Origin of the sequence: Streptacidiphilus sp. ASG 303 (genome assembly GCF_020991365.1) — a bacterium.
Taxonomy (GTDB): Bacteria; Actinomycetota; Actinomycetes; order Streptomycetales; family Streptomycetaceae; genus Peterkaempfera.
In genome coordinates, this window is record NZ_JAJLRA010000004.1 from 282,190 (window position 1) to 308,011 (window position 25,822).

The window sequence follows — 25,822 nt, forward strand, 5'->3', positions numbered from 1 at the left end:
CGTCGGCCGGACCGTCCGGTCCGCCCGTCGGCCGGGCGCCGCGCGGGTACGGACATAGGTGTGCACACCAGGGCATAGCATGCGTGAGGTGCGCAGACGTCCCCCCGAACCGGTCCAGGACCCCCGCGAGACCACCTGGTTCCTGCTGCTCCTCTCCCTGGTCGTCCTGGTCGTCGCCCTCGACCTGGCCACCGCGCGCCACTACTGGATCAGCGTGGTCCTCCTCGTCGTCCCCGGACTGGCCGCCAACGTCTGCTCCGTCGGCCGCACCGCCTCCCTCGGCGGGCTCACCGTCCTGGCGCTCGTCCTGCTGTACGGCGTCTCCCCGCGCTACGGCGGCACCCCCGGCGACTGGCTCACCATCGGGTCGGCCGTCGCCGTCTCCGCCGTCTGCACCGCCGTCTGCCGCTACCGCCTCCAGCGCGAGCGCGACCTGATGCGCGCCCGGGTCACCCTCCGGGCCCTCCAGCGCACCCTGCTCCAGGCCCTGCCCCTGCGCACCGCGGACGTGGAGGTGCACGGCTTCTACGCCCCCGCCCAGGCCGACGCCCTGGTCGGCGGCGACGTCTATGCCGTCGTGGAGTCCCCGTACGGCACCCGCGTGCTCATCGGGGACGTCCAGGGCAAGGGCCTGGACGCCATCCAGACCGGGGCCGCCGTGCTCGGCGCCTTCCGCGAGTCCGGCTACCACCTCGCGGCCCTCCCCGACGTGGCCGACCGGCTCGACCAGGCCGTGGTCCGCCACAACCGCCGGGCCGCGGAGGCCGGGCAGCCGGAGCGCTTCGTCACCGCGCTGCTCGCGGAGTTCGCCCCCGGGGGAGCCCTGTCGCTGCTCTCCTGCGGCCACCTCCCGCCGCTGCTCCTGCACGGCACGCGGGTGACCGAGGACGAGTGCCCGGACCCCGGCCTCCCGCTCGGCCTCACCGCGCTGGCCGGCCCGGGGCGCAGCCCCTGGTGCCCGGACCTGGCGGAGGGGGACCTGCTGCTGCTCTGCACCGACGGCGTGCCCGAGGCCCGCGACGCCGCCGGGGTCTTCTACCCGCTGGCGGACCGCGTCGCGGAGCGGCTGCCCGCCGGGCCCGCCGCCCTCGTCCGCGACCTGCGTGCCGACCTCGGCCGGTACGCGGACGGCCGCCTCGGGGACGACGCGGCGGTGCTCGTGGTCCGCCGCCTGGGCGCCCCCGCGGAGCGGGCGTCCGCACCCGAGCCCGCGGACGGTTCGCGACGGCGGTAGCGGAGCCGGATCCGGCCGTCGTGCCGGGGCCGGTCGTGCCGCCGGGGCGGGCTCGGGGAGGGGGGTGGGGTCGGGCTCGGGGCCGGGGCCGTGACCGGTCCGCCGGGCCGCGCCGCGGGGCGGGTGACGCGGGCGGGACCCCGTTCCGGAGGGTGCCCGTCCGCTCCCCGCCGGCCGGGTCCATGCTGGTGGGGGGGCGGAACCCGGCCCCGGACGGGGCGCCGCCGGGCTCCCCGCCCTCCGCCCGGAGGCTGCGCCCGCCCTGCCACCGCCCCCGCACCACCGCCCCCGCACCACCCGCACAGCGAAAGGCGGCCTCACCGGCGTGAAGGTCCTCGTCACCGGCGGAGCCGGCTTCGTCGGCTCCCACTTCGTCCGCGCGCTGCTGTCCGGCCCGGACGCGCCCGACGCCGTCACCGTCCTCGACGCCCTCACCTACGCGGGCAACCCCGCCAACCTGCGCGAACACGCCGGCGACCCGCGCTTCCGCCTCGTCCGCGGCGACGTCCGCGACGCCGCCCTGGCCGCGGCGCTGCTCCCCGGGCACGACGCCGTGGTCCACTTCGCCGCCGAGTCGCACGTCGACCGCTCCATCGCGGGCGGCGCCGACTGCACCGCCACCAACGTCCTGGGCACGCAGACGCTGCTGGAGGCCGCCGTCCGGGCCGGCACCCGCACCTTCGTCCAGGTCTCCACCGACGAGGTCTACGGCTCGATCCCCTCCGGCTCGTGGACCGAGGACGCGCCCCTCGACCCCAGTTCCCCCTACTCCGCCTCCAAGGCCGGCGCCGACCTCCTCGCGCTCGCCTACCACCGCACCCACGGCCTGGACGTCAGGATCACCCGCGCCTCCAACACCTACGGCCCCCGCCAGCACCCGGAGAAGCTGGTCCCGCGCTTCGTCCGCCGCCTGCTGGCCGGCCGCACCGTCCCCCTCTACGGCGACGGCCGGAACGTCCGCGACTGGCTGCACGTGGAGGACCACTGCCGCGCCGTCCGGCTCGTCCTGGACGGCGGCCGCCCCGGCCGGGTCTACCACGTCGGCGGCGGCACCGAGCTGTCGAACCTGGAGCTCACCGGCATGCTCCTGGAGGCGTGCGGGGCCGGCCCCGACCGCGTGGAGCACGTCGCCGACCGCAAGGGCCACGACGCGCGCTACAGCCTCGACTGGACCAGGATCCGCACCGAGCTCGGCTACCGCCCCCGCCGCCCCTTCGCCGAGGGCCTCGCCGGCACCGTCGCCTGGTACCGCGCCCACCCCGACTGGTGGGACACCGCCGCGCCCGCCGGCGGCTGACCGCCGCCGGGCCGCCGCGTCCCCCGGGTCCTCGCGCGCAGGGCCTTCCTGCAGGGCGCGACGGTGTCCCGCAGCAGAGGACATCTCCCACGGACGCAGCAAAATCTGTTGTGTCCGCAGTAGACATTGGGTGGCGCCCCGGCTAGGGTTTCTCCCGTAGCCAGAAGTCGTCGAAGCGCGGCAGAGACGGACCGCCGCGCGCGGTGCATCGGCACGGCAGTGGAGGCGCGGGGCCGGGAAGCACAGGAAGGTCCCGCGGCTGACTGCCGGGCCGGGCGGCCCGAGGGGCCGCCGGTCGGTACCGCAGTCCGAAGCAGTACCAGCCAGTACAGATGAGAAAGAGAGGAGCGGACGACGCCATCAGGATCGCCCGAGCCACGACCTGGTCCGCTCGGGTACCGCAGACCCCGGAATGGAAGGTGGTCCCCGGTCACGCATCCGCGATCCCCGCACTCCCGTCCTCCCGGACGGCCGTGCGGACACAGAGAGGCGCACAGCGCCGGTAGATGTAGATGGTGTTGAACCCCTCGGGGCCCCGGTGCCGCACGGCACCGGGGCCCCTCGACGCGTTCCAGTTCCAGAAGAGGTGCAAGTGACCCCAGAGGCCAAACCGCGTACCGCCGACCGGTTCGACGACGACGACTACCCCGCCTACACCATGGGCCGCGCCGCCGAGATGATCGGCACCACACCCGCCTTCCTCCGCGCCGTGGGCGAGGCGCGCCTGATCACCCCGCTGCGCTCCGAGGGCGGCCACCGCCGCTACTCCCGCTACCAGCTGCGCATCGCCGCCCGCGCCCGCGAACTCGTCGACCAGGGCACCCCGATCGACGCCGCCTGCCGCATCGTCATCCTGGAGGACCAGCTCGAGGAGGCCCTGCGCCTCAACGAGGAACTGCGCCAGGAGGCCGCCGGCCCCGGCACGGACACCGGTTCCTGAAGCCGCGGCCCGAAGCCGCGGCCCGAAGCCGCGGCCCGAGGAGGCGACGATCGGACGGCGGGCCGCTCCGACGGTCCCGGATGCACGCCGGCAGGACGGGAAGGGGCGGGGCCCGGCGCCGTGCGCACCGGGCCGACGCCGTCGGCCGGCCCCGGCGGACGCCCGTGCGGCGACCCCCGTCCCACCCGCACCCGTCCGCCCGGACCGGGCGGCCGCCGCCGCCCGTCCCGCCCGCGCGGCGCGCCCGCCCCGTGCGAATACCTGTCGCCGCAGGAAGAGAAATTCAGTGCAATGAAAGACGAGAATTCATGGACCGGCGGGCGGGGGGAGGAAACTCACCGCGCCCGTTGGCCTGCTCCGTGCTACGGTTAATCCCGGTTGCAGTTGTGGTTCCCAGAGACTTCAAGTGCCCCCGCCGGCCCTCTGTGCCGGCGGGAGCACTTCTTTATGTCCGGCGTTCTTTCCGGGCCGGGCACCATCGCGGCGACGCCGGCCCCGCACAGTGCGGGTTCCGGGTACTGCCCCGAAGGAGATCGACTATGGCATCTGGCACCGTGAAGTGGTTCAACGCGGAAAAGGGTTTCGGCTTCATCGAGCAGGACGGCGGCGGCGCTGACGTCTTCGCCCACTACTCGAACATCGCCGCCCAGGGCTTCCGTGAGCTTCAGGAGGGCCAGAAGGTGAACTTCGACGTCACGCAGGGCCAGAAGGGCCCGCAGGCCGAGAACATCGTTCCCGCCTGACGCGCACGACGTCGCCGGGGCCCGCACCTTGGGGTGCGGGCCCCGGCCCGTTGCTTTTCACGCCCGTGGACCGGCACGGTCCCACGGGCGACGGCGGGACGGCGTTCCGCCGTCGATCCGCCCGCGGCCGCGGCCCCGGCCGGACGGAGGACCGTCCCGCCCCCGTGGTCCGGCATCCGGGCCGTCCTTTCCCCTCGGCTGACGCCGATCCCCTCGAAGCTCCGGCGCGATTTCTCCGCCCGGCTTCGTCTTCGTTTTTTCCCCGGCTCGTTCCTGCGATCCTCCCGGCCGTCATCGGACGCCGGGAATTCCTCGAAACGCGCCGCATCGAGGAAGGTTCTCCATGAACCGCACCGCTCGCACGGACGACCGTTACTCCCGCACCCGGTCCGCCGGCTTCCCCGGCTCCGGCAGGGGGGACCGCTTCGGCTCCCCCGCCCCGGGCCGCCCGGGCTCCCCGGGCCGTCCCGGCGGCTCCGGGCGGCGTCCCGCAGCGCTCCGGGGGGAGTTCGCGCTCCCGGTCACCACCACCCCGGCGCTGCCCGCCGCCGCGTCCTTCGCCGACCTGGACATGCCGGCCGCGCTGCTGGCCTCCCTCACCGCCGAGGGCCTGTCCGTGCCGTTCCCGATCCAGGCGGCCACGCTCCCGAACTCGCTGGCGGGCCGGGACGTCCTGGGCCGCGGGCGCACCGGGTCGGGCAAGACCCTGGCCTTCGGCCTGTCCCTGCTCGCCCGCACCGCCGGACAGCGCGCCGAGCCGCGGCAGCCGCTGGCCCTGGTCCTGGTGCCGACCCGGGAGCTGGCCCAGCAGGTCAAGGACGCCCTCGCCCCCTACGCCCGATCGCTGAGGCTCCGTCTGACCACGGTCGTCGGCGGTATGCCGATCGGCCGTCAGGCCAACGCGCTGCGCGCCGGGACCGAGGTCGTCGTCGCGACCCCGGGCCGGCTCAGGGACCTCATCGAGCGCGGCGACTGCCGTCTCGACCGGGTCGCCACCACCGTGCTGGACGAGGCCGACCAGATGGCCGACATGGGATTCATGCCCCAGGTCACCGCCCTGCTCGACCAGGTCCGGCCCGGAGGCCAGCGGATGCTGTTCTCCGCCACCCTCGACCGCAACGTCGACCTCCTGGTGCGCCGCTACCTGACCGACCCGGTGGTGCACTCGGTCGATCCGTCCGCGGGCGCGGTGACGACGATGGAGCACCACGTCCTGCACGTGCACGGCGCCGACAAGTACGCCACCACCACCGAGATCGCCGCCCGCGACGGCCGGGTGATCATGTTCCTGGACACCAAGCACGCCGTCGACCGGCTCACCGAGCACCTGCTCAACAGCGGGGTGCGCGCCGCCGCCCTGCACGGCGGCAAGTCCCAGCCCCAGCGCACCCGGACCCTCGACCAGTTCAGGACCGGCCACGTCACGGTGCTGGTGGCGACCAACGTCGCGGCGCGCGGCATCCACGTCGACAACCTCGACCTCGTCGTCAACGTCGACCCGCCGACCGACCACAAGGACTACCTGCACCGCGGCGGACGCACCGCCCGCGCCGGCGAGTCCGGCAGCGTCGTCACCCTCGTCCTCCCCGACCAGCGCCGCGGCATGAACCGGGTGATGGCCGACGCCGGCATCACCCCGCAGACCACCCGGGTCCGCTCCGGCGAGGCCGAGCTGAGCCGCATCACGGGCGCCCAGGCCCCCTCGGGCGTCCCGGTGACCATCACCGCACCCGTCGTGGAGCGTCCCCGCCGCAGCGCCCCCTCGGCCCGCGGGCGGCGCGGCCGCACCGTCCGGGCCCGACGCGGCCCCTCGCTCGGCGGCACCGCATAGACGCCGCCCGGACGGCACGCACCCGACCCGTCGCCCCACTGACAAGGAGAAGCCCTGTGACACCGGTTCGGACGCAGCCTCGGCAGACCGACGGCACGGGCCTGACGGCCCTCGACGCCATGGCCCCGCCCGGACCGCAGGTCGGCGACGACATGGTCGTCGACATCGCGCTGTCCGTCCTCATCAGCGCCCGCGTCGAGCACCTGCTCGTCCAGGACGAGGACGGCCGGTGCTCCGGCCTGGTCACCCGGGACCAGCTCACCGCCCACCGCGGCGGCTCCTGGTACTGCGAGCAGACCCGGCTGCGGGACATCGTCCACGACCGGGGCCCCTTCACCTCCTCCGCGACCTCCCTGGGCAGCGCGGACGGCGCCCTGCGCGACCGGATGCTGGGGGCCTCCCCCGTGGTCGACGAGAACGGGTACGCCCTGGGCGTCCTCGCGCTCGCACGCTGACCCGCCCGGGCCGGCCCGCCCCGGGCCGGCCGTCCGAGGCAGGAGACGGCGGGGCAGGAGACGGCGGGGCGCCGGTGCCGGGCCCTCCACGCCTGCAGCGGCGCGGCGGTGGAAACGACGAGGGCCCGGACCGCTGGTGCGGTCCGGGCCCTCTGCCGGCGGAGGATACGAGATTCGAACTCGTGAGGGGTTGCCCCCAACACGCTTTCCAAGCGTGCGCCCTAGGCCTCTAGGCGAATCCTCCGTGGGAGAGCTTACTAGATGTTCGGGGGTGCTCGTGCACACCGGCCGGGAGGCGCGCGGCGGGCCCGAGCTGCGGTCATGAGCGGTCCCGGGATCCGCTACTCTGGTGCCAGCCCCTCGTGCGGCGTCATCTCGCTGAACCCCCCCAGGGCCGGAAGGCAGCAAGGGTAGGTGAGCTCTGGCGGGTGCACGGGGGGTCCTGTCGTTCCCGGGGCCCTCCGTCCGGGGCCTGCCGTGCGGGCCCCCGCGCACCGGCCCCGCCGGGACCCGCCGCGGTCCGCGGAGCACGCGGGGCGCCGGTTGTCGGTCCTCCCCTATATCGTCGGTGGCGTGTCCCTCGCCCTGTACCGCCGCTACCGCCCCGAGACCTTCGCGGAGGTCATCGGCCAGGAGCACGTGACCGCTCCGCTCCAGCAGGCCCTCCGCAACAACCGGGTCAACCACGCCTACCTGTTCAGCGGCCCCCGCGGCTGCGGCAAGACGACCAGCGCCCGCATCCTGGCCCGCTGCCTCAACTGCGAGCAGGGCCCCACGCCCACGCCCTGCGGGACGTGCCAGTCCTGCACGGACCTGGCGCGCGGCGGCCCGGGGTCGATCGACGTCATCGAGATCGACGCGGCGTCCCACGGCGGCGTCGACGACGCGCGCGAGCTGCGCGAGCGGGCGTTCTTCGCCCCGGTCCACAGCCGGTACAAGATCTTCATCCTGGACGAGGCCCACATGGTCACCCCGGCGGGCTTCAACGCCCTGCTGAAGGTGGTCGAGGAGCCCCCGGAGCACCTGAAGTTCATCTTCGCCACGACGGAGCCGGAGAAGGTCATCGGGACCATCCGGTCCCGCACCCACCACTACCCCTTCCGCCTGGTCCCGCCCGGCACCCTGCGCGACTACCTGGCCGAGGTCTGCGGCCGGGAGTCCATCCGGGTGGAGGAGAGCGTCTTCCCCCTGGTGGTGCGCGCGGGCGCCGGCTCGGTCCGCGACTCGATGTCGGTCATGGACCAGCTGCTGGCCGGCGCGGGGGAGGAGGGTGTGACGTACGCCATGGCGACCGCCCTGCTCGGCTACACCGACGCCACCCTGCTGGACGAGGTCGTCGACGCCTTCGCCGCGCACGACGGCGCCACGGTCTTCCGCGTGGTGGACCGCGTGGTCGAGGGCGGCCACGACCCGCGCCGCTTCGTCGCCGACCTGCTGGAGCGGCTCCGCGACCTGGTCGTCCTGGCCGCCGTGCCGGACGCGGGGGAGAAGGGCCTGATCGACGCCCCCGCCGACCGGGTGGAGGTCATGGCCCGGCAGGCGTCCGCCTTCGGACCGGCCGAGCTGAGCCGCGCCGCCGACATCGTCAACACCGGGCTGACGGAGATGCGCGGCAACGCCGCCCCCCGGCTCCAGCTGGAGCTGATCTGCGCCCGGGTGATGCTGCCGGGCGCGTACGACGACGAGCTGTCGCTGCAGGCCAGGGTCGACAAGCTGGAGCGGCGCGCCTCCCTGGGCGGTGCGGGCCTGCCCGCGGCCTCGGGTGCGCCGGCCCCGGGCTCCCTTCCGGCGCCGGGTGCGCCGCAGGCGTACCCCGCCGCAGCGCCCGCCGAGGCCCGGCCCGCCCCCGTGCAGCAGGCGGCCCCTCCGCAGGCCGCTCCCGCGCAGGTCCACGCCCAGGCCCAGCCGGCGGCGGTCGCGCCGCAGGCGGCCCCGGCGCCCTCCCGCACCCCGGCGGGGGCGCCCGCCCCGGCCTCCGCGCCGGGCGCGTGGCCGGTACCGCGGAGCTTCACGCCCGGCGGTGGCGCGGCGTCCCCGCCGCCCGCGGCCGCACCGCAGGTCCGGCCCCAGGCCCAGGACGCCCCGGCCCCGCAGGCCGCCGCCCCGCAGGCGCCCGCGCAGCAGCCCGCCTCCCCCCAGCCCCACCAGCCCCAGTCCGCGGCGGCGCAGCCGTCGGCCGCGGCCCAGCAGGGGGCGGCCCAGATCCGGCAGCTGTGGCCGCAGATCCTCGACGCGGTGAAGGGCCGCCGCCGCTACACGTGGATCCTGCTCAGCCAGCACGGGCAGGTGGCCGGCTTCGACGGCAACGTGCTGCAGGTCTCCTTCGGCAACCTCGGGGCCCGCGACAGCTTCGTCAACAGCAAGAGCGACGAGATCCTCCACCAGGCGGTCGCCGACACCCTCGGCGCGGACTGGCGCATCGAGGCCATCGTCGACCCGTCCGGCGGCTCGGCCCCGCCGGCCCCGCCCTCCGGGGGCGGCGGCTGGGGAGGCGGCGGCTTCGACGCCCCGCGGCCGGCCGCCCCCTTCCAGCCGCCCGCCGCCCAGGCGGCTCCGGCTGCCGCCCCCGCGGCCCCGGCGCCGACCGCCGGCCCGCAGCGGACCCCGGCACCCGCCGTGCCCGCGCCCGCACCGGCGGCGACCCCCGCGGCGCCGCCGCCGGTCGCACCCGAGGACGACATCCCGGAGGACGACGACCCCGACCTCAACGAGGAGGCGTTCTCCGGCCAGGAGCTCATCGTCCGCGAGCTGGGCGCCACCGTCCTGGAGGAGATCCGCCACGACTAGCGTCCGCCGCCCTCCGCCCGGGAGCTCCGTGCCCGGCCCGCCCGGCCCGCCCGGCCCGCCCGGCGCCCCCGGGGGCGGCGCGCCCCGGGCCCCCGCCGGTTCGGAGGCCGCCCCGCGCCCGTCCGGGCGAGCACGTAGGCTCGGAGGCGTCGTACGACGTCGTCCTCAGGCAGGAGTGAGCCGTGTTCCCCGGTGGCGGTCAGCCCAACATGCAGCAGCTGCTCAAGCAGGCGCAGAAGATGCAGGAGGACCTCGCCAAGGCCCAGCAGGAGCTGGCCGAGGCGAAGGTGAGCGGGACGGCGGGCGGGGGCCTGGTGGAGGCGACCGTGTCCGGCGCCGGCGAGCTGCTGGCGCTGACCATCGCCCCGGCCGCGGTGGACCCCGAGGACACGGAGACCCTGGCGGACCTCGTCCTGGCCGCGGTGCGGGACGCGTCCGCCGCCGCGCAGAAGATGCAGTCGGACCGGCTGGGCCCGCTCACCCAGGGCCTCGGCGGCCCCGGCGGGGGCATTCCCGGCCTGCCGTTCTGAGCGGATCCGGGGAAGAAACGGTTTCGGTGGGCGTCGGACGGTGTGTCCGGCGCCCCTCCCGTTGGATGATGGCCATGGACGTCCGCCGCCGGCGGCGGCTCACGGAGGGCATGACGTGTACGAAGGCGTTGTTCAGGACCTGATCGACGAACTGGGCAGGCTGCCCGGCGTCGGGCCCAAGAGCGCCCAGCGGATCGCCTTCCACATCCTGCAGGCGGACCCGGTGGACGTGCGGCGCCTGGCCCATGCGCTCCAGCAGGTCAAGGAGAAGGTGCGGTTCTGCGCGGTCTGCGGCAACGTGGCCGAGGCGGAGCTGTGCCGCGTCTGCCAGGACCCGCGCCGCGACCCCGCGCTGATCTGCGTGGTGGAGGAGCCGAAGGACGTCGTCGCGATCGAGCGGACCCGCGAGTTCCGCGGCCGGTACCACGTGCTCGGCGGGGCCATCAGCCCCATCGAGGGCGTGGGCCCGGACGACCTGCGGATCCGCGAGCTGCTGGGCCGGCTCGCCGACGGCACCGTCACCGAGCTGATCCTGGCCACCGACCCCAACCTGGAGGGGGAGGCGACCGCCACCTACCTGGCCCGGCTCTGCAAGCCGATGGGCCTGAAGGTGACCCGCCTGGCCAGCGGCCTGCCGGTGGGAGGAGACCTGGAGTACGCCGACGAGGTCACCCTCGGACGGGCCTTCGAAGGGAGACGACTGCTCGATGTCTGACGCCGTACACACCGCCGTACCCGCCCCCGTGCCCGCGGCCCCGCACATCGCCCCGCGCGCCGCCGCGCGCACCGCCCCGGACGCCCCCGGACACGCTCCCGGCGCCGGGCCCGACGAGTTCGCGGTGCAGATCGCCGACTCCGTCGACAGCTTCGTGCTGGCGGTGCACGAGATCGCCAAGGGCGACGAGCCCGGCAGCGCCGTCTCCCTCCTGCTGCTGGAGGTCTCCCAGGTGCTGCTGGCCGGCGGCCGCCTGGGCGCGGTCGAGGACGTCCTGCCCGACGACCGCTTCGAGCCGGACACCGGCCCGGAGCCGGACGGCGACGAGCTGCGGGAGCGGCTCGCCGCGCTGCTGGCGCCGATCGACGTGTACCACGAGGTCTTCGACCCGTACGGGCCGCCGGAGAAGCCCGCGACCTTCCGGATCTCCGACGACCTGGCGGGCGTGGTCGCCGACCTGTCCCACGGCCTGACCCACTACCGCGAGGGCCGGGTCAGCGAGGCCATGTGGTGGTGGCAGTTCTCCTACCTGTCCAACTGGGGCTCGACCTGCACCGGCGTGCTGCGCGCGCTGCAGTCGCTGGTGGCGCACGTGCGGCTGGACAGTCCGCTGGGCGCGGTGCCGGACGGCGCGGACACCGACGACGACGGCCTCACCGACGAGCAGCTGGAGGCGCAGGCGGGTGCGCTGATGGCGGCCGAGCTGGGCCGGCACGGCGGGAGCCGCTGAGGGCGGCGCGGCGGGCGCGGGGCGGCGCCCCGCGGCACCTCTGCGCCCACCCATCGGAACCGGTGTCCCACGATGTGGAACGAGGGCGTCGGTGCAGTCCTGCTCGTTAGACTGGACCGACCGCAGGACACACCGATCGAGGAGCGCACGTGGGCCTTGTCGTGCAGAAGTACGGCGGCTCCTCCGTGGCGGATGCCGAGGGCATCAAGCGCGTCGCCCGGCGGATCGCCGACACCAAGAAGGCCGGCCATGAGGTCGTCGTCGTGGTGTCCGCGATGGGCGACACCACGGACGAGCTCATCGACCTCGCGGAGCAGGTTTCCCCCATCCCTGCCGGACGCGAGCTCGACATGCTGCTGACCGCCGGAGAACGCATCTCCATGGCGCTCCTGGCGATGGCGATCAAATCCCTGGGCCACGAGGCCCAGTCGTTCACCGGCAGCCAGGCCGGAGTGATCACCGACTCCGTCCACAACAAGGCCCGCATCATCGACGTCACACCCGGCCGCATCCGCAACGCCCTCGACCAGGGCAACATCGCGATCGTGGCCGGCTTCCAGGGCGTCTCGCAGGACAGCAAGGACATCACCACGCTGGGCCGCGGCGGCTCCGACACCACCGCGGTGGCGCTCGCCGCCGCCCTGGACGCCGAGGTCTGCGAGATCTACACCGACGTCGACGGCGTCTTCACCGCCGACCCGCGCGTGGTGAGGAAGGCCCGCAAGATCGACTGGATCGCGTACGAGGACATGCTGGAGCTCGCCTCGTCCGGGTCCAAGGTGCTGCTGCACCGCTGCGTGGAGTACGCGCGGCGCTACAACATGCCCATCCACGTCCGGTCGTCGTTCTCCGGCCACGTGGGCACCTGGGTGAGCAACGAGAAGCCGACGAAGCCCGAAGGGGGCGAGATGGAGCAGGCGATCATCTCCGGAGTCGCCCACGACACGTCCGAGGCCAAGGTCACGGTCGTCGGCGTGCCGGACAAGCCGGGCGAGGCGGCCCGCATCTTCCGCGTGATCGCGGACTCCGACATCAACATCGACATGGTGGTGCAGAACGTCTCGGCGGCCTCCACCGGCCTCACCGACATCTCCTTCACCCTGCCGAAGACCGACGGCCACAAGGCCATCGAGTCGCTGGGGAAGATTCGCGCCGTCGTCGGCTTCGAGTCCCTCCGCTACGACGACCAGATCGCGAAGATCTCCCTGGTCGGCGCCGGCATGCGCTCCAACCCCGGCGTCACCGCCGCCTTCTTCGAGGCGCTCTCGGGTGCGGGCGTCAACATCGAGCTGATCTCGACCTCCGAGATCCGCATCTCGGTGGTCACCCGCGCCGAGGACGTCAACGAGGCCGTGCGCGCCGTCCACACCGCTTTCGGCCTGGACAGCGAGTCCGACGAGGCCGTCGTCTACGGAGGTACCGGCCGATGAGCCGCAAGCCCACCCTGGCCGTCGTCGGCGCCACCGGCGCCGTCGGCACCGTCATGCTCGACATCCTCTCCACCCGGGAGGACGTCTGGGGCGAGATCCGCCTCATCGCCTCCCCCCGCTCGGCCGGCAAGCGGCTGACCGTGCGCGGCGAGGAGGTCGAGGTCGTGGCGCTCTCCGAGGAGGCGTTCGACGGCGTCGACGTCGCGATGTTCGACGTCCCCGACGAGGTCTCCGCCCAGTGGGCGCCGGTCGCGGCGGCCAGGGGCGCGGTGGCGGTCGACAACTCCGGGGCCTTCCGCATGGACGCCGACGTGCCGCTGGTCGTCCCGGAGGTCAACGCCCCGGCGGCCCGCAACCGCCCGCGCGGCATCATCGCGAACCCCAACTGCACCACCCTCTCCATGATCGTGGCGATGGGTGCGCTGCACGCCGAGTTCGGCCTCCAGGAGCTGGTCGTCGCCTCCTACCAGGCGGCCTCCGGCGCCGGCCAGCCCGGCGTGGACACCCTGCGCGACCAGATCGCCAAGGTCGCCGGCACCGAACTGGGCACCGCCACCGGCGACCTGCGCGCCGCCGTCGGCGACACCGGCCCGTTCCCGGCCCCGCTGGCCCTCAACGCCGTGCCGTGGGCCGGCTCCCTCAAGGAGGACGGCTGGTCCTCCGAGGAGCTCAAGGTCCGCAACGAGTCCCGCAAGATCCTCGGCCTGCCCGGCCTGCGGGTCTCCGCCACCTGCGTGCGCATCCCGGTGATCACCACCCACTCGCTGGCCGTCCACGCGGTCTTCGAGAACGAGGTCACCGTCGAGCGGGCCCACGAGATCCTGCGCACCGCCCCCGGCGTGGTGCTCTACGACAACCCGGGCGCCGGGGAGTTCCCGACGCCGAACGACGTCGTGGGCACCGATCCGACCTGGGTGGGCCGCGTCCGCCGCGCCATCGACGACCCGCGCGCGCTGGACCTCTTCCTCTGCGGCGACAACCTCCGCAAGGGCGCGGCGCTGAACACCGCCCAGATCGCCGAGCTCGTGGCGGCCGAGCTGTCCTCCTGAGCCCCGGCCGGTTTCCCGGCCCCCGGCGCAACCGTTCGCACCTCCGGTGCGTGTCCCCCTCGGGAGAGTCCCCCGGACTCTCCCGAGGGGGTTCTGCTTTGTCCCGATAGGCCCCGGAACTGCACCGATACGTACGCGAAGCAGGAGGGGGGCGTCGCCATGACGGACCGGCACCCGACTACGGTGGGGCGACCACCGGCAGCCGGCGCCCGCCCGGCGCCGACCGCCCGGCACCCCCGGGCGGGGAGGGCGGCGGGCCCGGCCGGGACGTCCGCGGGTCCCGCAGGGGAATCCGGGGGACGGACCGGAAGGTCCGCGGGAGAGCACAACCGTGACGGGGGGTCGAGTGTCCAACAGGCGTGGTGGAGATGCGGAGCGTGCGGAGCACAGCCGTCGGGGCGGCAGCCGGCAGAGCCCTGGCGGGGGCCGGTGCGGCACGGCGGGCGCCCCTGCTCGCGGCTGCTCCCGACCGGGTCCCCGCGCCCCGCGGGGGCACCGCCGGGCGGACCGCCCGGCTCGCCCTCGCACCGGCCCCGCCGCCCGTCCCGGCGACGGCCGGCGGAGCGGTCGTGACCACGTCCTTCCCGGCCGTGCGCCGGCCCGCTGAGCGCGGCGAGGACGTGCGGACCGCCGAGGCGGCCTCCGAGGGCACCAGCGTCGACCTGCTGACCGAGACGTACCGCGCGCACTACCGCTCCCTTCTCGGCCTCGCGGCCCTGCTGCTCGACGACACCGCCTCCTGCGAGGACGTCGTGCAGGAGGCGTTCATCCGCGTGCACGCCGCCCGCCGCCGCGTCCGCGAGCCCGAGAAGACCCTCGCCTACCTGCGGCAGACCGTGGTCAACCTCTCCCGTTCGGCACTGCGCCGGCGCATCCTGGGCCTGCGGCTGCTGCCCAAGCCGATGCCCGACATGGCCAGCGCCGAGGAGGGCGCGTACGAGGCGCTGGAGCGCGACCAGCTCAAGGCGGCCATGCGCGGCCTGCAGCGGCGTCAGCGCGAGGTCCTGGTGCTGCGCTACTTCGCCGACATGACGGAGGCCCAGGTGGCGGAGACACTGGGGATCTCGGTGGGTTCGGTCAAGGCGTACGGTTCGCGGGGCCTGGCGGCCCTGCGCACCCGCATGGAGGCGCAGGCATGAGCGGCGACGAGCGCGGCGGCGGCACCGGGCGGCCGGAGGACGGCCCCGGTACCGCCGGTACCGCCGCCTTCCTCCGGCTGGTGCGCGGCTCGGGCGACTCCGGCGGCTCCGGTGGTTCCGGTGACGGGTCACCGGGGGCGGACCGGGGCGGCCGCGCCGCAGGTGCCGGGCCCGTCCACGCGGGCCCGGTGGGCGAGGGCCCGGTCCGCGCGAAGCCGCTCCGCGGGAGTGCGGTTCCCGACGGTCCGGTCCACGGCGGTCCGGACGGTGGCGGCCCGGGTGGCGACGGCCCCGACGGCGACGGCCTGTACGGCGACGAGCGCGAGGTCCGCGAGCTGTTCCACCGGGCGGTGGAGGGGCTCGCCCCGACCCCCGACGCCCTCCGGCGCATCCAGCAGGCCGTGCCGCGCCGCCGCGCCCGGCGCCGCCAGGCCTGGACCGGCGCCGCCGCGCTCCTGCTGCTCGCCGGAGCGAGCGTCCCCGCCCTGTGGACGGCGACCGGTGCGGACGGCGGCGACCGGGTGTCGGCCGCCCGCCGGGCCGACGGCACCGGCGCGCCCCTGCCCGCCGCGTCCGGCTCCCGGGTCGTGGACTCCACCCCCCGCGCCGGCCTGCCCCTCGACGGGTCCTCCCCGAGCCCCGGCGACGGTGCGGGCGGCACGGCCGGTACCGGCCCCGCCGGATCCAGCGCCCCCACCGCCGGACGGAGCGCCACCGGTGCGGCGGGAGGCCTTCCGCCCGGCGGCGCGCGGACCGGCGCGCCCAGTGCCGCCGCCGCTCCCGCCTGCCGGGCCGACCAGCTGTCCGCGGGGGCGAGCGGGGTCGATCCGGCCGACGCGGCCGGCCGCGTCTACGGCTTCTTCTCCGTGGTCAACTCCTCCTCCGAGTCCTGCACGGTCGAGGGGGCCGGCACGGTGCAGGTCCGTTCGGCGGTCGGCACCGACGCGTCGAAGATCACGATCCTCGTGCACACCGGCGGCGACCCCGCCTCCGGCCTGCCCGCGCCGTCGGCCGGGGCGGACCGGCTGGTCCTGCGCCCGGGGAGCGCCTACCGGATCCGGTTCGGCTGGGTGCCCGGGGAGGGCAACGCCACCGTGTGCTCCCCCACCCCCACCCCCGAGCCGAGCGGCAGCCCCGGCACGCCCTCCGCCACGCCGAGCACCCCGGAGACCGCCGTCAGCCCGGCCCCGGCCCAGGCGGGCACGGCGGGCGGACCGGGAGCACCGGGGAGCAGCATCAGCCTCGGCCACACCCCGGACGCCGGCGGGCCGCAGGTGGGCCCGGCCACCATCGAGGGCGCCTGCACGGGCACCGTCTACCACACGGGGCCGCTGCCCGCCGGATAGCCAGCCAGCCGGACAGCGGGGCAGCCGGACGGCGGCAGCAGTCGGACAGCGCGGCGGCCCGGGTGGCCGGGCGCCCGGGCAGCCGCCGACCCGCCCCCCCCGGGCGCGTCCCGCACGCCCGGGCTCCCGGCGCCGACCGCCCGGGCTCCCGGCGTCGACCGTCCGCCGGACCGGCCCCGCCGCCTCCGGACGCCGCGGTGGCCCCGCCGGGACCGACCCTGCCACCCCTGCGTCCGCCGCAGTCGTTACCGTGGGGGTGTGTACCGGTTCCTCCTCACCCCGCGCTGGATCGGCGCCACCCTCCTCGCGGTGACCGCCGTGACCGCGTGCCTGTGGCTGGGGACGTGGCAGCTCGGCCGGTTCGAGGCCCGCGTGGAGTCCCACCACGGCGGCCGTCCCGCCGCCGGCGCGGCCGCGGCCCCGCTTGCGCAGGTCCTCGGCACGCCGCCCGCCGTCCGCACCGACACCGTGGGCCGCGCCGTCACCGCGACCGGCAGCTACGACCCCGCCCACCAGCTCCTGGTGCCCCACCGGACCGTGGAGGGACGGGAGGGCTACTACGTCCTCACCCCGCTGCGCACCGGCGACGGCCGGGCCGTCGCCGTGGTACGCGGCTGGCACGCCGGGGACCCGCCCGCCGCCGGGCCCCCCGCGCCCGCCGGCCGGGTGACCGTCACCGGGCGCCTCCAGGCCGCCGAGGGCACCGGCACCTCCGGCGCCGTGGCGGGCGGGCTGCCCCCGGGCCAGCTCGGCACGATCAGTCCGGCGACGCTGGTCAACGTGCTTCCGTACGGCGTGTACGACGGCTGGGTCGCCGCCGACGCCGCGCCGGCCGGCCTCACCGCCGTGCCCACCGTGCAGCCCGAGGGCGGGGACGGCCTCACCCTGCGGGCCTTCCAGAACCTGGGCTACACCCTGGAGTGGTTCGTCTTCGCGGGCTTCGTGGTCTTCATGTGGTTCCGGCTGGTGCGGCGGGAGGGGGAGACGGAGCGCGACCGCGCCCTCGGCCTGCTGCCCGGGCCCGCCGCGGGCGCCGCCCTCCCGGCCGAGGCCCGCCCGACCGGCGGTACCGGCTGACCCGCCGCCCGCACGAACACCGCCCGCCTCCCGCGCGAACACCGCCCGCCTCCCGCGAGAACCCAGCCCGGCCACCGCCCGGCCGGCCCCTGCGGTCCGGCCACCGCACGGCCGCGGGCCCGCGGCCGCCGGGCGCCCCGCCCCCCGCCCCGCAATCCGCTCCACCCCGCTCCACCCCGCCCCGCTTCGCTTGATCCCGTCAGGAGGACACGATGGACCAGCGCGACTGGGACGCCCGCTACGCCGCCGCCGACCTGGTGTGGGGCGCCGAGCCCAACCGCTGGGTGGTGCGGGAGACCGCCGGGCTCCCGCCCGGCCGCGCGCTCGACCTCGCGGCCGGCGAGGGCCGCAACAGCATCGCCCTCGCCGCGGCGGGCTGGCAGGTCACCGCCGTCGACCTCTCCCCGGTCGCCCTCGACCGCGGCCGCCGCCTGGCCGCCGCGCAGCCCCCCGGTACGGCCGACCGCATCACGTGGGTGCACGCCGACGCGACCGCGTACACCCCCGAGCCGGCCGGGTACGACCTGGTGATCCTCTGCTTCCTGCACCTGCCCGCCGCCGACCGGCGGACCGTGCTGGACCACGCCGCCCGCGCGCTCGCCCCCGGCGGCACCCTGCTCGTCATCGGCCACGACACGTCCAACCTCACCGAGGGTGTCGGCGGCCCGCAGGACCCGGCCGTGCTGTTCACCCCCGACGACGTCCTCGCCGACCTCGCCGGCGCCGGACTGGAGGCCGTGCGCGCCGAACGCCTCCGCCGCCCCGTCGCCCCCGGGCACGCGCGGGGACAGGACCAGGGCGGCGGCCCCGCCGCCGAGGCCGTCGACGCGCTGGTGCGCCTGCGCCGCCCCTGAGCCCCCGCAGTCCGCCCCCGCCCCCGCACGCCCTGCCCCCGGGGGCGGGGGCGCCGGCCGGCCACCACCCGGCGCCGGCCCCGGCGGCACGGCTGTCCCCGCCCCGCGCTCGGGCCGCCCCGCGCTCGGGCCGCCCCGCGTTCAGCCCGCATCCGTCCGGACCGTCGTCCCGTCCTGGCGGGCACGCGCAAGTCCGCCGGGACGGTTCCCGACCAGGTCGCGGACGAGGGCGAAGAGCTCACGGCCGAGAGAGCGCCCGGCGGCGGCGAACAGACCGGGGTAGAGGCCGGGGAAGGTGTTCTCGTCCACGATGACGGGCCGCCCCTCGGACAGGATCAGGTCGAAGCCCACCAGCGGCAGGCCCAGGGCCTGCTGGGCACGCCGGGCGAGTCGGGCGTGCACCGGGGGGACCTCGCAGCCGTCGACGTCGCCGCCGGCCCCCTCGGGGTCGTACACCTTCCAGGCGTCGGCGGACAGGCGGGCGAAACGGTGGCTGCGCTTGCGGTAGCCGTACATCAGCGTGCCGCCGACGAGGGTCGTGCCGATCCAGTCCGCGGGGCTGTTCGGGTAGAAGCGCTCCAGGAGGAAGGTGCTCTCCGTGGTCGCCGCGAGAGTGCTGTCCAGGTAGTCCGCCAGGTCCCGCAGGGTGGCGGGGTCCTCGATCAGCAGGACCCCGTGCCCGAAGGAGCCGTGCCTGGGTTTCAGCAGGGCGCGGCCCCACTCCGCGACGACGGGCGCGGCGGCGGCCGCGTCGCGCCGGTCGAGCAGGACCGTGTCGGGCACGGGGAGGCCGGCCCGGGACAGCCGCAGGTGTGCCCGGTACTTGTCGAGGCCGGTGGAGAAGCGCACCGGGTCGGGGACGACCGGTACGTCCGCGCTGAGCGTGCGCAGGGCCTCCATGGCGTAGCTGCCGGGCTCCCGAGCCATCCAGGCGTGCCAGACGTAGAGGTCGAGGTCGTTGAGGCAGACCTCACCGCAGTGCACCCTGCCGTTGCGGATGCAGGACCGGCGGATGTCCAGGTCGTGGACGAACTCGACGTCGGTGAGACCGGCCAGCAGCTCCATGAGCAGCGCGTGGTCGTCGGGCGGGATCCTGCCGACGCCGGTGTGCGGACGCGGCGCCGCCGTCCCTCCGCGGGCGGCGGGCGGCAGGAAGGTCCCCACCCTCAGCATGGGCGGTGCCCTTCGGGAAGGCGGCCGGAGGACGCCCGCGACGGGTCCGCCCCGGGTCTCCCGCCCATGCGGGACACAGCCTGGCCGCTCATCACACCACCCCCGGCGTCCCCGACGTCCCAGTCCGGATCACGGGTGCCGAACGGCCTCGCCCGGGCCGGAGGTCCGCGCCCCGGTGAGAACCGTGCTTCCTCGCGATCGGGTACCGCACCGTCGGTGCTCTCTCCGTCCATGACGCCGCCGCACCGTCCCCGTGCAGGCACGGGCGGGAGGTGCGGCGCTCCCCGTAGTGCTGTCCCCAGCCCAGCACACTCCTCCGAAGGGCGCACCCCGGGGCTCCTCCCGCCCCGGCCCGACGTCGGCGGGCGGAGGGCGGAGGGCGGAGGGCGGAGGGCGGAGGGCGGGGACGGCGGCCCTGCCTGCGGTCGGGTCTCGGAGGGGGCGCCTCTCGCCGCGAGGTCGCCGGGAGGACGGGCTCGAGGTCTCCGGCCAGGGGCGGCCGGAAGTCGGGGGCGCGGACGGGGGCATGGACGGGGGCACGCTCCGCACGATCGGGGCGCCGGCCGCATGCCGGTGGGCCCGGCGCGAGGTGGAGCCGACACCGGCCATCGACCGGTCGAACCGCCCGGTGAGGTCGGCGTCGGCCTGGAGCGCCCGCAGGACCGGATCGGGCCGCGCATCCCGCTGACCGTCGGCCCGCCGCCGCCGGCCATGGCGATGCCCCTGATGCCGCGCGTCGGCGAGGGCGCCGGCCCTCTGACGGGGTGTCTGCCGGCCGTGCCGGTCACGGGCGCGGGCATGGTCACGCTGGTCGCCCCGCTGACCGCCACCGTGCCCGGGCCCGTCGACGTCTCACGGGCGGGTACGGCCGGCGGCGTCAACAACGCGGCCGCGCGGCCGGCGGGCCTGGCCGTGGTGGCCGCGCTGCCGGTGCCGACCGTCATGGGCGCGGACGCCCACCGGAACGCGGACGCCTCCGACGCGTCGTTCCGCAGGGCCGTCCTGATCCGCGCAGGGTGCTCGCCCTCGGTGCGGTGCCGGCGTTCTCGTTCGTTCGGCGGCCCGCTCCGGGCTTTCAGCGCCCGGCATGCCGTACCCGCGGTGCTCCGACGGCTCGGCCCCCGGAGGGCAGAGGGGGCCGGGGCGCCGGGCTGTGAGCCGTCCGCGTCCCAGGAGGCATGGCCGGAAGGCATGCCGAGCGGTCCGGTCGCTCCGGTTCCGCACGGCATGCCCCGCACCACCGGCGGCTGCCGGGCCCCGCGCCTACTTGGTGGCGTAGACGGCGGAGTAGCCCCCGGTGAGGTGGCGAGCCTCGACCTTGGCGAAGCCGACCGTCCGGAGCCACCCGGTGGCGTCCGCGACGGTGTACTCGGAGCCGCCCTCGGTGTCGATCAGCATGTTCAGCGACAGCATCAGGCCGTAGGTGTTGTGCCGGCGCTCGTCGTCGATCATGGCGTCGTACACGATGAGGGTGCCGCCCTCGGGCAGGGCGTCGTAGGCCTTCTGCAGCAGGACCAGGCGCTGCTCGAGGTTCCAGTCGTGGAGGATCTGGCCCATGACGTAGACGTCGGCCTCGGGCAGCGGGTCGGAGAAGAAGTCGCCGCCGTGGAAGGCGAGACGGCCGGTCAGGCCGTGCGCGGCGACGAACTCCTCGAACACCGGCTGCACAGGCGGCAGCTCGAAGACGGCGCCGGTGATGTCGGGGTTGGCGCGCAGCACCGCGGCCGGGACGGCGCCGAGAGCTCCGCCGAGGTCGATGACGTGGCGGCGGCCGGTCCAGTCGAAGTCGGCGGCGAGGGCGCCGGCCAGCGGGGTGCTGACACCGTTCATGCCGTTGAGGAAGTTGCGCCAGGCAACCGGGTCCTGGCTGAGGGTCACGAAGAACGGGGCGCCGCTCCGGGCGACCTCGTTCTGCTGCGCGCCGGTCCTGAGTGCGTCGGTGAGGTTGCTCCAGAAGCCGAAGAGACGGGCGTTGGCCATCTCCAGGATCCCGCCGACGTACGACGGCTTGGCGCGGTCGAGGAACAGGTCCGCGGCGGGGGTGTTGGCGTAGACGCCGTCCGCGTCGCGGGTCAGCACCCCGAGCGAGACCAGGGCGTCGAGGAAGTCGCCGGAGGACCGGGTGTGCAGGCCCACCTCGGCGGCGAGGGAGGCGCGGTCGCGGCCGCCGCCGGCCAGCACGGTGAACACTCCCAGCTCCACTGCGCTCAGCAGGGTCTTGGAGGCCATGAAGCCGAGGCCGAGCTGGAGGAGCGGCTCAGGGGTGATGGGGTCGTTGACGGACATGTCGGGTTCTCCATTCGAGCAAGAAGTTGAATTTTAAACTTATTTGAGATGCGCCCGCACAGGCGACTGCCGACAGGGCGCCGCCGCGGAGAGGCGGTTCGGGCGGGTGGGGCTCGACAGGAGTCGTGGTCGAGCGCTGCGCGTCCTATGACGGGGCGGTGGCGGGTGGGGCGTTCTTGCGCGATCGGCCCGCCGGGGGTGTGCGAAGGTGCCGTTCCGGGTGACCGGCGGACGGACGGGCCCTCGCGCGGTGAGCGGGGAGGGCGGGGTGTCGGGCGTCGCGGCCGGCCGGATCCGTACGGCGTCCCGGCGTCATGGCCGGGGGCCGTGAAGCCGCGACGTGAGCTGGCCCGACGGGGGCGTGTCACAAGGTCTTGACCTGGCCGCCGTCGATGATGATCTCGGCTCCGGTGATGTTGCCCGCCACCGGCGAGGCCAGGAAGAGGGTGAGGTCGGCGACCTCGTGCGCCTCGGTGATCCGGCCGGAGCTGATGCCCATGCTCTGCGGCAGGACCACGTCGAGCGCTTCCTGTGCGGTGACTCCGGCGGCTGCGGCGGTGGCGTCGGCGAAGGCGCCCGGAGCGGTCCAGAAGGGGGTGCGGACCGGCCCCGGGGAGACGGCGTTGACGCGGACGCCCTGCGGGGCGAACTCCTCGGACAGCGCCTTGTTGAGGTTGGTCAGCGCCGCCTTGGCCGCCGAGTAGTCCACGACCGTGGGGAAGGGCAGCCTCGCGTTGATCGAGCTGATGTTCACGATCGATCCGCCGCCGGCCTGGACCAGGTGGGGGAGGGCCGCGCGGCTCGTCCGTACGGCGCTGAAGAAGGTGAGGTCGAAAATCCGCCGCCAGTCCTCGTCGGTGACCTTGAGGAACGACTCGCGGGGCTCGGCGGCGCCGACGTTGTTGACGAGGACGTCGATGCGGCCGTATTTCTCCACGGCCTGCTGGACCAGCCGCTCGGCCCCTTCGGCGGTGGAGAGGTCGACCGACACGACCGTGACGTCGTGCTTGGCCGCCAGGGCGTCCAGTTCGGGGGTGGAGGTGCGGCTGCCCGCTACGACCTTGGCCCCCTCGCCGGCCAGCCTCTCGACCACGGCCAGGCCGATGCCCTTGCTGGCGCCGGTGACGACGGCGACCTTGTCCTTGAGGTGCAGTTCCATGGTGTTCTCTTTCTGGATTGATCGATATAAAACGATGGTACGCCGGAGACGGCGGGAAGGCGCGGTGCGGTGCCGGGGCTGCCGCTTCGCTCGGTCCGACAGGCGCATCGCGGCGGTCAGGGCGTCGTCGGCGAACCGCCGTCCCGTGCGGGACCGGCCGGCGATGCGGACGCCTTGGAGGAACGTGGTCAGGAACCGGGCGGGCTCCCGCGGGTTTTCCTCGGAGGAGGGTCCACCGCGCGCCTTCACTCGCTCGAGGGCTCCGGCGGTGAAGGGCTCCACCTGTCGGACCGCGGTGTCGGCGCGGTCGGCCACCGTCGACGACGGGTCGCCGCGCTGCGTGGAGGCGTTGGCTGCGAGACGCGCGTGTGCGGGGTCGGCCGGGTCCGCCTTGATCGGGGAGGATGGCATCCGGTGGACCGCGGGCCTGGGCCCGGCGGTCTCCTTGAAGATCTTCTCCGTGCCGCTGCCCGGGGAGCGGTGGGGCGCTCGAGAGAGCGCGGGTGCAGATCCTCCTTCGTGTCGAAGCCCGCGTGGAAACTGCCACTGCCTGCCGGCAGCTTCTTGAGCGGGTCCTGCAGGGACGTCCCGACGTGGCCGCGGCTCCGCCAGGGCAGATCCATGGCGCGGTCGATCGCCTGGTCCATGTCGAACTCCCTGGTTCGAGCCGTATCAACAGGCTAGCGCAATTTATGGATTAGTCAATCCACTATGTCTCGGGGCGGGGGGCGGGGGCGGGGGGCGGGGGGCGGCGGGTGGAGCGGGGCCCCGGCGGGGCCGCTTGCCCCGTCCGCGCCCCGCGGCGCGGACGCCGGTCAGGTGCCGAGGAAGCTCTCCTCCTCTCGGATGCAGTGCCCGGAGTTCGGGACGACGAGGCCCGACCGCTGCTCCACTGCCATGGCGTTCGTCTGCGCCCGGAGAAGCCGGTTGTCCAGGAGGGTGCCCGGACACCGCGCCGGGTCCAGGTGGAGATCGATCCCCGGTGAGCCGTCGGGCTTCGGGTGGGTGAGCGTCCGGACGGGCAGCGCCGGGACCGGCGTGGGATCCGGCCTGGACACCGGCCCGGCGGGACTCTCGCCCTTGTCCGGCGCGAACGCGGCGACGGTGGAGGCCGGCAGCACCGCCGCGGCGGACGTCGCGCCCACGACCAGGAACCGGGACCCGCCCGGCAGGCCGTGGAGGGCGAGCGCGACCGGGGCGCCGTGGAAGGCGTTCTGCGGTGACACGCCGGCGATCTCCGCGCAGGCCACCGACTCCGGCACGATCAGTGCCCACGCCGTCAACGCGCCCGGCAGGTCGCCGCGCAGCCATGCGCGCCGGTAGCCGGTCCACCAGCCGGCCGCGGTGCGCCGCGGCCGCGGTTGTCCGGATGTCACCGGGCGCCCCGGGCGCCCGGGTCCCGAGCCGCCCGCCGTCCGCGGGCGGCTCCCGACCGCAGGGCGCGGCTGCCCACCACGGCTTCCGCCGCTGCGGTGCGCCCGGCCCGGGCCGCCGTCAGCCGACGCGGGTGATCGGCGGGCAGTGCCACCGCGCGTCGACGACCTCGGGGTGCGGGAGGTACATGCGCAGCCCGACGTACCAGATGCCCTGCTTGGGTGTGGGCAGCCAGTTGGACTCCCGCTCGCGGCCCGGCGAGTCCGGCTGGAGGTACAGGGTCAGGCCCCCGTCGGTGTCCGTCACCAGCCCCTGGGTGCGGTCGCCGACGGAGTAGCGGTCGATCGGGTTGGGGATCAGGTTCCGGTCCTCGTCGTAGGCGGTCAGGGACCAGAACGCGTCGACCGGGGGCAGCTCACCCGCCCCGAAGCGGAGGCGGTAGCGGCCGGTGGTCAGCGTCCTGCCGTCCGAGTCGTCGAAGGCGGCCAGGTAGACGGCCTCCTCGGGGTCGTTGGCGGCGATGCCCACCAGGGACTGCTCCGCGGCCCGCCGCAGGAAGTCGTCGCCGAAGTGGCCCATCTGCGGGGGCGGGTAGCGCCACCCGTTGACGAGGGTGGCCCACTGGCCGCTGAGCAACTGCTGTTCGAGCATGGACAGGCCGGTGGCGGCAGCGCGGACCAGACCCTGCTTCACCGGTTCCGGCTGCGCCTCGACGTCCAGGCCCGGCCCGACGCCGATCTCCGCGAACTGCCGGAGCAGCAGGTCGTGGTGGGGCGGCGGGGGGTTCTCGGCCAGCATCGCGTTGAGCGTCTTCCACGGCCCCAGCGGGTCCCGGGCCGCGTCGACCGGTTCCGCCACGTCGCGCCGCTCCGGGAGCGTGACGCGCCTCCTGCCGTACAGGTGCAGCGGCGTCAACGTGTACTGCCGCTGGAGCGCGTGGACCCTCGGCAGGTCGTCCTCACCCTCGACGAGGGTGCGCCCGGCGATCAGGACCCAGGGGGTGGGGGCGGTCGCCGTGCGGCGCACCCCCTCGGGCAGCTCCCCCGTCCAACCCGGCCCGACGAGGGCGAAGGCGCCGGCTTCCGGCCCGGTCGCCCGCCGGCCCACGTAGTCGTAGTTGTCGGAGGTGAACGCGACCAGTTCGAACGTGAAGTAGCGGTCCCCCATGTCGGGGTGCGCGAGGACGACGGGTTCGGCGCCCAGGTCCACCCACGCCCACGAGTACAGCGTGTCGTTGTTGGGGGACAGGCCCTGCCGGTCGGAGGCGTCCCAGAGCTTGTCCGCGTGCCAGAAGACGTTCACGGGTGCGTGGGGCGACATCTCCGACTCGGGCTCCTGCGTCACCCAGCGGTGGCGGAGCCGGGCGTTGTAGATGTAGGGGAAGCCGTAGACGAAGGCCTCCTGCCCCAGCGCGTACGCGTACTCGTGCCGCCAGTCGTCCACGCGGCCGGTCAGCGAGGGCTTCGCCGCGCGCCACGCCGCGGGGACGGACCGCGTCACCTGCCTCGCGCGGCCCACCGCCGCGCCGGGGTGGCGGACCGCTGCCGCGGTGGCCCGGCCGGTGGCGGTGGCCGCCTGGACGATTCCTGACGCCACGTCGGCGAGGTCGTGACGCAGTCGCTGCGCGGGACGGTTGTCGGTGGCCGTGGATGCCATGTCCGCGTTCCTCTCCC

At 75.4% G+C, this 25,822-nt stretch carries 21 protein-coding genes, 1 tRNA gene and 1 other RNA gene; 17 read left to right on the forward strand and 6 right to left on the reverse strand.

The window, feature by feature from the left end; all coding sequences use genetic code 11:
• Positions 1-88 precede the first annotated feature (88 nt).
• From LO771_RS08140 to LO771_RS08170, 6 genes are all read left to right on the forward strand, one after another.
• Positions 89-1,234, forward strand: coding sequence for a PP2C family protein-serine/threonine phosphatase (locus LO771_RS08140; RefSeq protein ID WP_308188858.1), 1,146 nt, complete (start codon positions 89-91; stop codon positions 1,232-1,234).
• A 325-nt stretch (positions 1,235-1,559) separates the two neighbouring features.
• Positions 1,560-2,531: a dTDP-glucose 4,6-dehydratase gene (gene rfbB, locus LO771_RS08150; RefSeq protein WP_230649286.1), complete on the forward strand. Its 972-nt coding sequence runs from the start codon at positions 1,560-1,562 to the stop codon at positions 2,529-2,531.
• 592 nt (positions 2,532-3,123) lie between these two features.
• Positions 3,124-3,471, forward strand: a complete 348-nt coding sequence (locus LO771_RS08155; RefSeq protein WP_230649287.1) for a MerR family transcriptional regulator — start codon at positions 3,124-3,126, stop codon at positions 3,469-3,471.
• Positions 3,472-4,010: 539 nt separating this feature from the next.
• Positions 4,011-4,214 (forward strand): cold-shock protein, encoded by a 204-nt coding sequence (locus LO771_RS08160; protein WP_014061102.1) that lies wholly within the window; start codon positions 4,011-4,013, stop codon positions 4,212-4,214.
• A gap of 343 nt (positions 4,215-4,557) precedes the next feature.
• Positions 4,558-6,045: a DEAD/DEAH box helicase gene (locus LO771_RS08165; protein WP_230649288.1), complete on the forward strand. Its 1,488-nt coding sequence runs from the start codon at positions 4,558-4,560 to the stop codon at positions 6,043-6,045.
• A gap of 56 nt (positions 6,046-6,101) precedes the next feature.
• Complete coding sequence (locus tag LO771_RS08170; RefSeq protein WP_374228098.1) at positions 6,102-6,500, forward strand: CBS domain-containing protein; 399 nt, start codon at positions 6,102-6,104, stop codon at positions 6,498-6,500.
• 159 nt (positions 6,501-6,659) lie between these two features.
• Here LO771_RS08170 and LO771_RS08175 read toward each other — a convergent pair.
• Positions 6,660-6,744 (reverse strand) — tRNA-Ser (locus tag LO771_RS08175).
• A gap of 110 nt (positions 6,745-6,854) precedes the next feature.
• Between LO771_RS08175 and ffs the strand changes: the two genes are divergently transcribed.
• The 11 genes from ffs to LO771_RS08230 all read left to right on the forward strand — a co-directional run bounded on the left by ffs (position 6,855) and on the right by LO771_RS08230 (position 18,157).
• Positions 6,855-6,945: signal recognition particle sRNA small type (ffs, locus tag LO771_RS08180), an RNA gene on the forward strand.
• A gap of 128 nt (positions 6,946-7,073) precedes the next feature.
• Complete coding sequence (locus LO771_RS08185) at positions 7,074-9,287, forward strand: DNA polymerase III subunit gamma and tau (RefSeq protein WP_230649289.1); 2,214 nt, start codon at positions 7,074-7,076, stop codon at positions 9,285-9,287.
• A gap of 182 nt (positions 9,288-9,469) precedes the next feature.
• Complete coding sequence (locus tag LO771_RS08190; RefSeq protein WP_230649290.1) at positions 9,470-9,817, forward strand: YbaB/EbfC family nucleoid-associated protein; 348 nt, start codon at positions 9,470-9,472, stop codon at positions 9,815-9,817.
• A gap of 115 nt (positions 9,818-9,932) precedes the next feature.
• Positions 9,933-10,532: a recombination mediator RecR gene (gene recR / locus LO771_RS08195; RefSeq protein ID WP_230649291.1), complete on the forward strand. Its 600-nt coding sequence runs from the start codon at positions 9,933-9,935 to the stop codon at positions 10,530-10,532.
• Positions 10,525-11,262 carry a DUF5063 domain-containing protein gene (locus LO771_RS08200; RefSeq protein ID WP_230649292.1) on the forward strand — a complete coding sequence of 246 codons (738 nt, stop codon included), beginning with the start codon at positions 10,525-10,527 and terminating at the stop codon, positions 11,260-11,262. Before recR ends, LO771_RS08200 begins: the two co-directional genes overlap by 8 nt.
• Before the next feature lie 149 nt (positions 11,263-11,411).
• On the forward strand, positions 11,412-12,692 hold the full coding sequence (locus LO771_RS08205) for an aspartate kinase (RefSeq protein ID WP_230649293.1): 1,281 nt from the start codon (positions 11,412-11,414) through the stop codon (positions 12,690-12,692).
• Positions 12,689-13,741, forward strand: coding sequence for an aspartate-semialdehyde dehydrogenase (locus LO771_RS08210; protein ID WP_230649294.1), 1,053 nt, complete (start codon positions 12,689-12,691; stop codon positions 13,739-13,741). The genes LO771_RS08205 and LO771_RS08210 overlap by 4 nt, the downstream gene beginning before the upstream one ends.
• 368 nt (positions 13,742-14,109) lie before the next feature.
• Positions 14,110-14,880 (forward strand): SigE family RNA polymerase sigma factor, encoded by a 771-nt coding sequence (locus LO771_RS08215; protein WP_374228108.1) that lies wholly within the window; start codon positions 14,110-14,112, stop codon positions 14,878-14,880.
• On the forward strand, positions 14,877-16,226 hold the full coding sequence (locus tag LO771_RS08220; RefSeq protein ID WP_230649295.1) for a DUF4232 domain-containing protein: 1,350 nt from the start codon (positions 14,877-14,879) through the stop codon (positions 16,224-16,226). The genes LO771_RS08215 and LO771_RS08220 overlap by 4 nt, the downstream gene beginning before the upstream one ends.
• Before the next feature lie 258 nt (positions 16,227-16,484).
• Positions 16,485-17,303, forward strand: a complete 819-nt coding sequence (locus LO771_RS08225) for an SURF1 family protein (protein ID WP_230649296.1) — start codon at positions 16,485-16,487, stop codon at positions 17,301-17,303.
• 212 nt (positions 17,304-17,515) lie between these two features.
• Positions 17,516-18,157 (forward strand): class I SAM-dependent methyltransferase, encoded by a 642-nt coding sequence (locus LO771_RS08230; RefSeq protein ID WP_230649297.1) that lies wholly within the window; start codon positions 17,516-17,518, stop codon positions 18,155-18,157.
• A gap of 141 nt (positions 18,158-18,298) precedes the next feature.
• Here the strand turns inward: LO771_RS08230 and LO771_RS08235 are convergent, their stop codons facing one another.
• The 5 genes from LO771_RS08235 to LO771_RS08265 all read right to left on the reverse strand — a co-directional run bounded on the left by LO771_RS08235 (position 18,299) and on the right by LO771_RS08265 (position 25,805).
• Entirely contained in the window at positions 18,299-19,330 is a 1,032-nt protein-coding gene (locus tag LO771_RS08235) for a RimK family alpha-L-glutamate ligase (RefSeq protein WP_230649298.1), read from the reverse strand.
• Positions 19,331-20,593: 1,263 nt separating this feature from the next.
• Positions 20,594-21,616, reverse strand: coding sequence for an acetylserotonin O-methyltransferase (locus tag LO771_RS08250; protein ID WP_230649299.1), 1,023 nt, complete (start codon positions 21,614-21,616; stop codon positions 20,594-20,596).
• Positions 21,617-21,980: 364 nt separating this feature from the next.
• Positions 21,981-22,775, reverse strand: a complete 795-nt coding sequence (locus LO771_RS08255) for an SDR family NAD(P)-dependent oxidoreductase (protein ID WP_230649300.1) — start codon at positions 22,773-22,775, stop codon at positions 21,981-21,983.
• Between the two features lie 815 nt (positions 22,776-23,590).
• Positions 23,591-24,151, reverse strand: coding sequence for a SulP family inorganic anion transporter (locus LO771_RS08260; RefSeq protein ID WP_230649301.1), 561 nt, complete (start codon positions 24,149-24,151; stop codon positions 23,591-23,593).
• Positions 24,152-24,269: 118 nt separating this feature from the next.
• Entirely contained in the window at positions 24,270-25,805 is a 1,536-nt protein-coding gene (locus LO771_RS08265) for a DUF1254 domain-containing protein (RefSeq protein WP_230649302.1), read from the reverse strand.
• Positions 25,806-25,822 lie beyond the last annotated feature (17 nt).

What these genes read in the sequence shown, in the direction of transcription:
- LO771_RS08160 (WP_014061102.1), top strand. Translation starts at nt 4,011, where the DNA reads ATGGCATCTGGCACCGTGAAGTGGTTCAACGCGGAAAAGGGTTTCGGC.
- LO771_RS08165 (WP_230649288.1), top strand. Translation starts at nt 4,558, where the DNA reads ATGAACCGCACCGCTCGCACGGACGACCGTTACTCCCGCACCCGGTCC.
- LO771_RS08200 (WP_230649292.1), top strand. Translation starts at nt 10,525, where the DNA reads ATGTCTGACGCCGTACACACCGCCGTACCCGCCCCCGTGCCCGCGGCC.
- LO771_RS08210 (WP_230649294.1), top strand. Translation starts at nt 12,689, where the DNA reads ATGAGCCGCAAGCCCACCCTGGCCGTCGTCGGCGCCACCGGCGCCGTC.
- LO771_RS08215 (WP_374228108.1), top strand. Translation starts at nt 14,110, where the DNA reads ATGCGGAGCGTGCGGAGCACAGCCGTCGGGGCGGCAGCCGGCAGAGCC.
- LO771_RS08220 (WP_230649295.1), top strand. Translation starts at nt 14,877, where the DNA reads ATGAGCGGCGACGAGCGCGGCGGCGGCACCGGGCGGCCGGAGGACGGC.
- LO771_RS08230 (WP_230649297.1), top strand. Translation starts at nt 17,516, where the DNA reads ATGGACCAGCGCGACTGGGACGCCCGCTACGCCGCCGCCGACCTGGTG.
- LO771_RS08235 (WP_230649298.1), bottom strand. Translation starts at nt 19,330, where the DNA reads ATGCTGAGGGTGGGGACCTTCCTGCCGCCCGCCGCCCGCGGAGGGACG.
- LO771_RS08250 (WP_230649299.1), bottom strand. Translation starts at nt 21,616, where the DNA reads ATGTCCGTCAACGACCCCATCACCCCTGAGCCGCTCCTCCAGCTCGGC.
- LO771_RS08255 (WP_230649300.1), bottom strand. Translation starts at nt 22,775, where the DNA reads ATGGAACTGCACCTCAAGGACAAGGTCGCCGTCGTCACCGGCGCCAGC.
- LO771_RS08265 (WP_230649302.1), bottom strand. Translation starts at nt 25,805, where the DNA reads ATGGCATCCACGGCCACCGACAACCGTCCCGCGCAGCGACTGCGTCAC.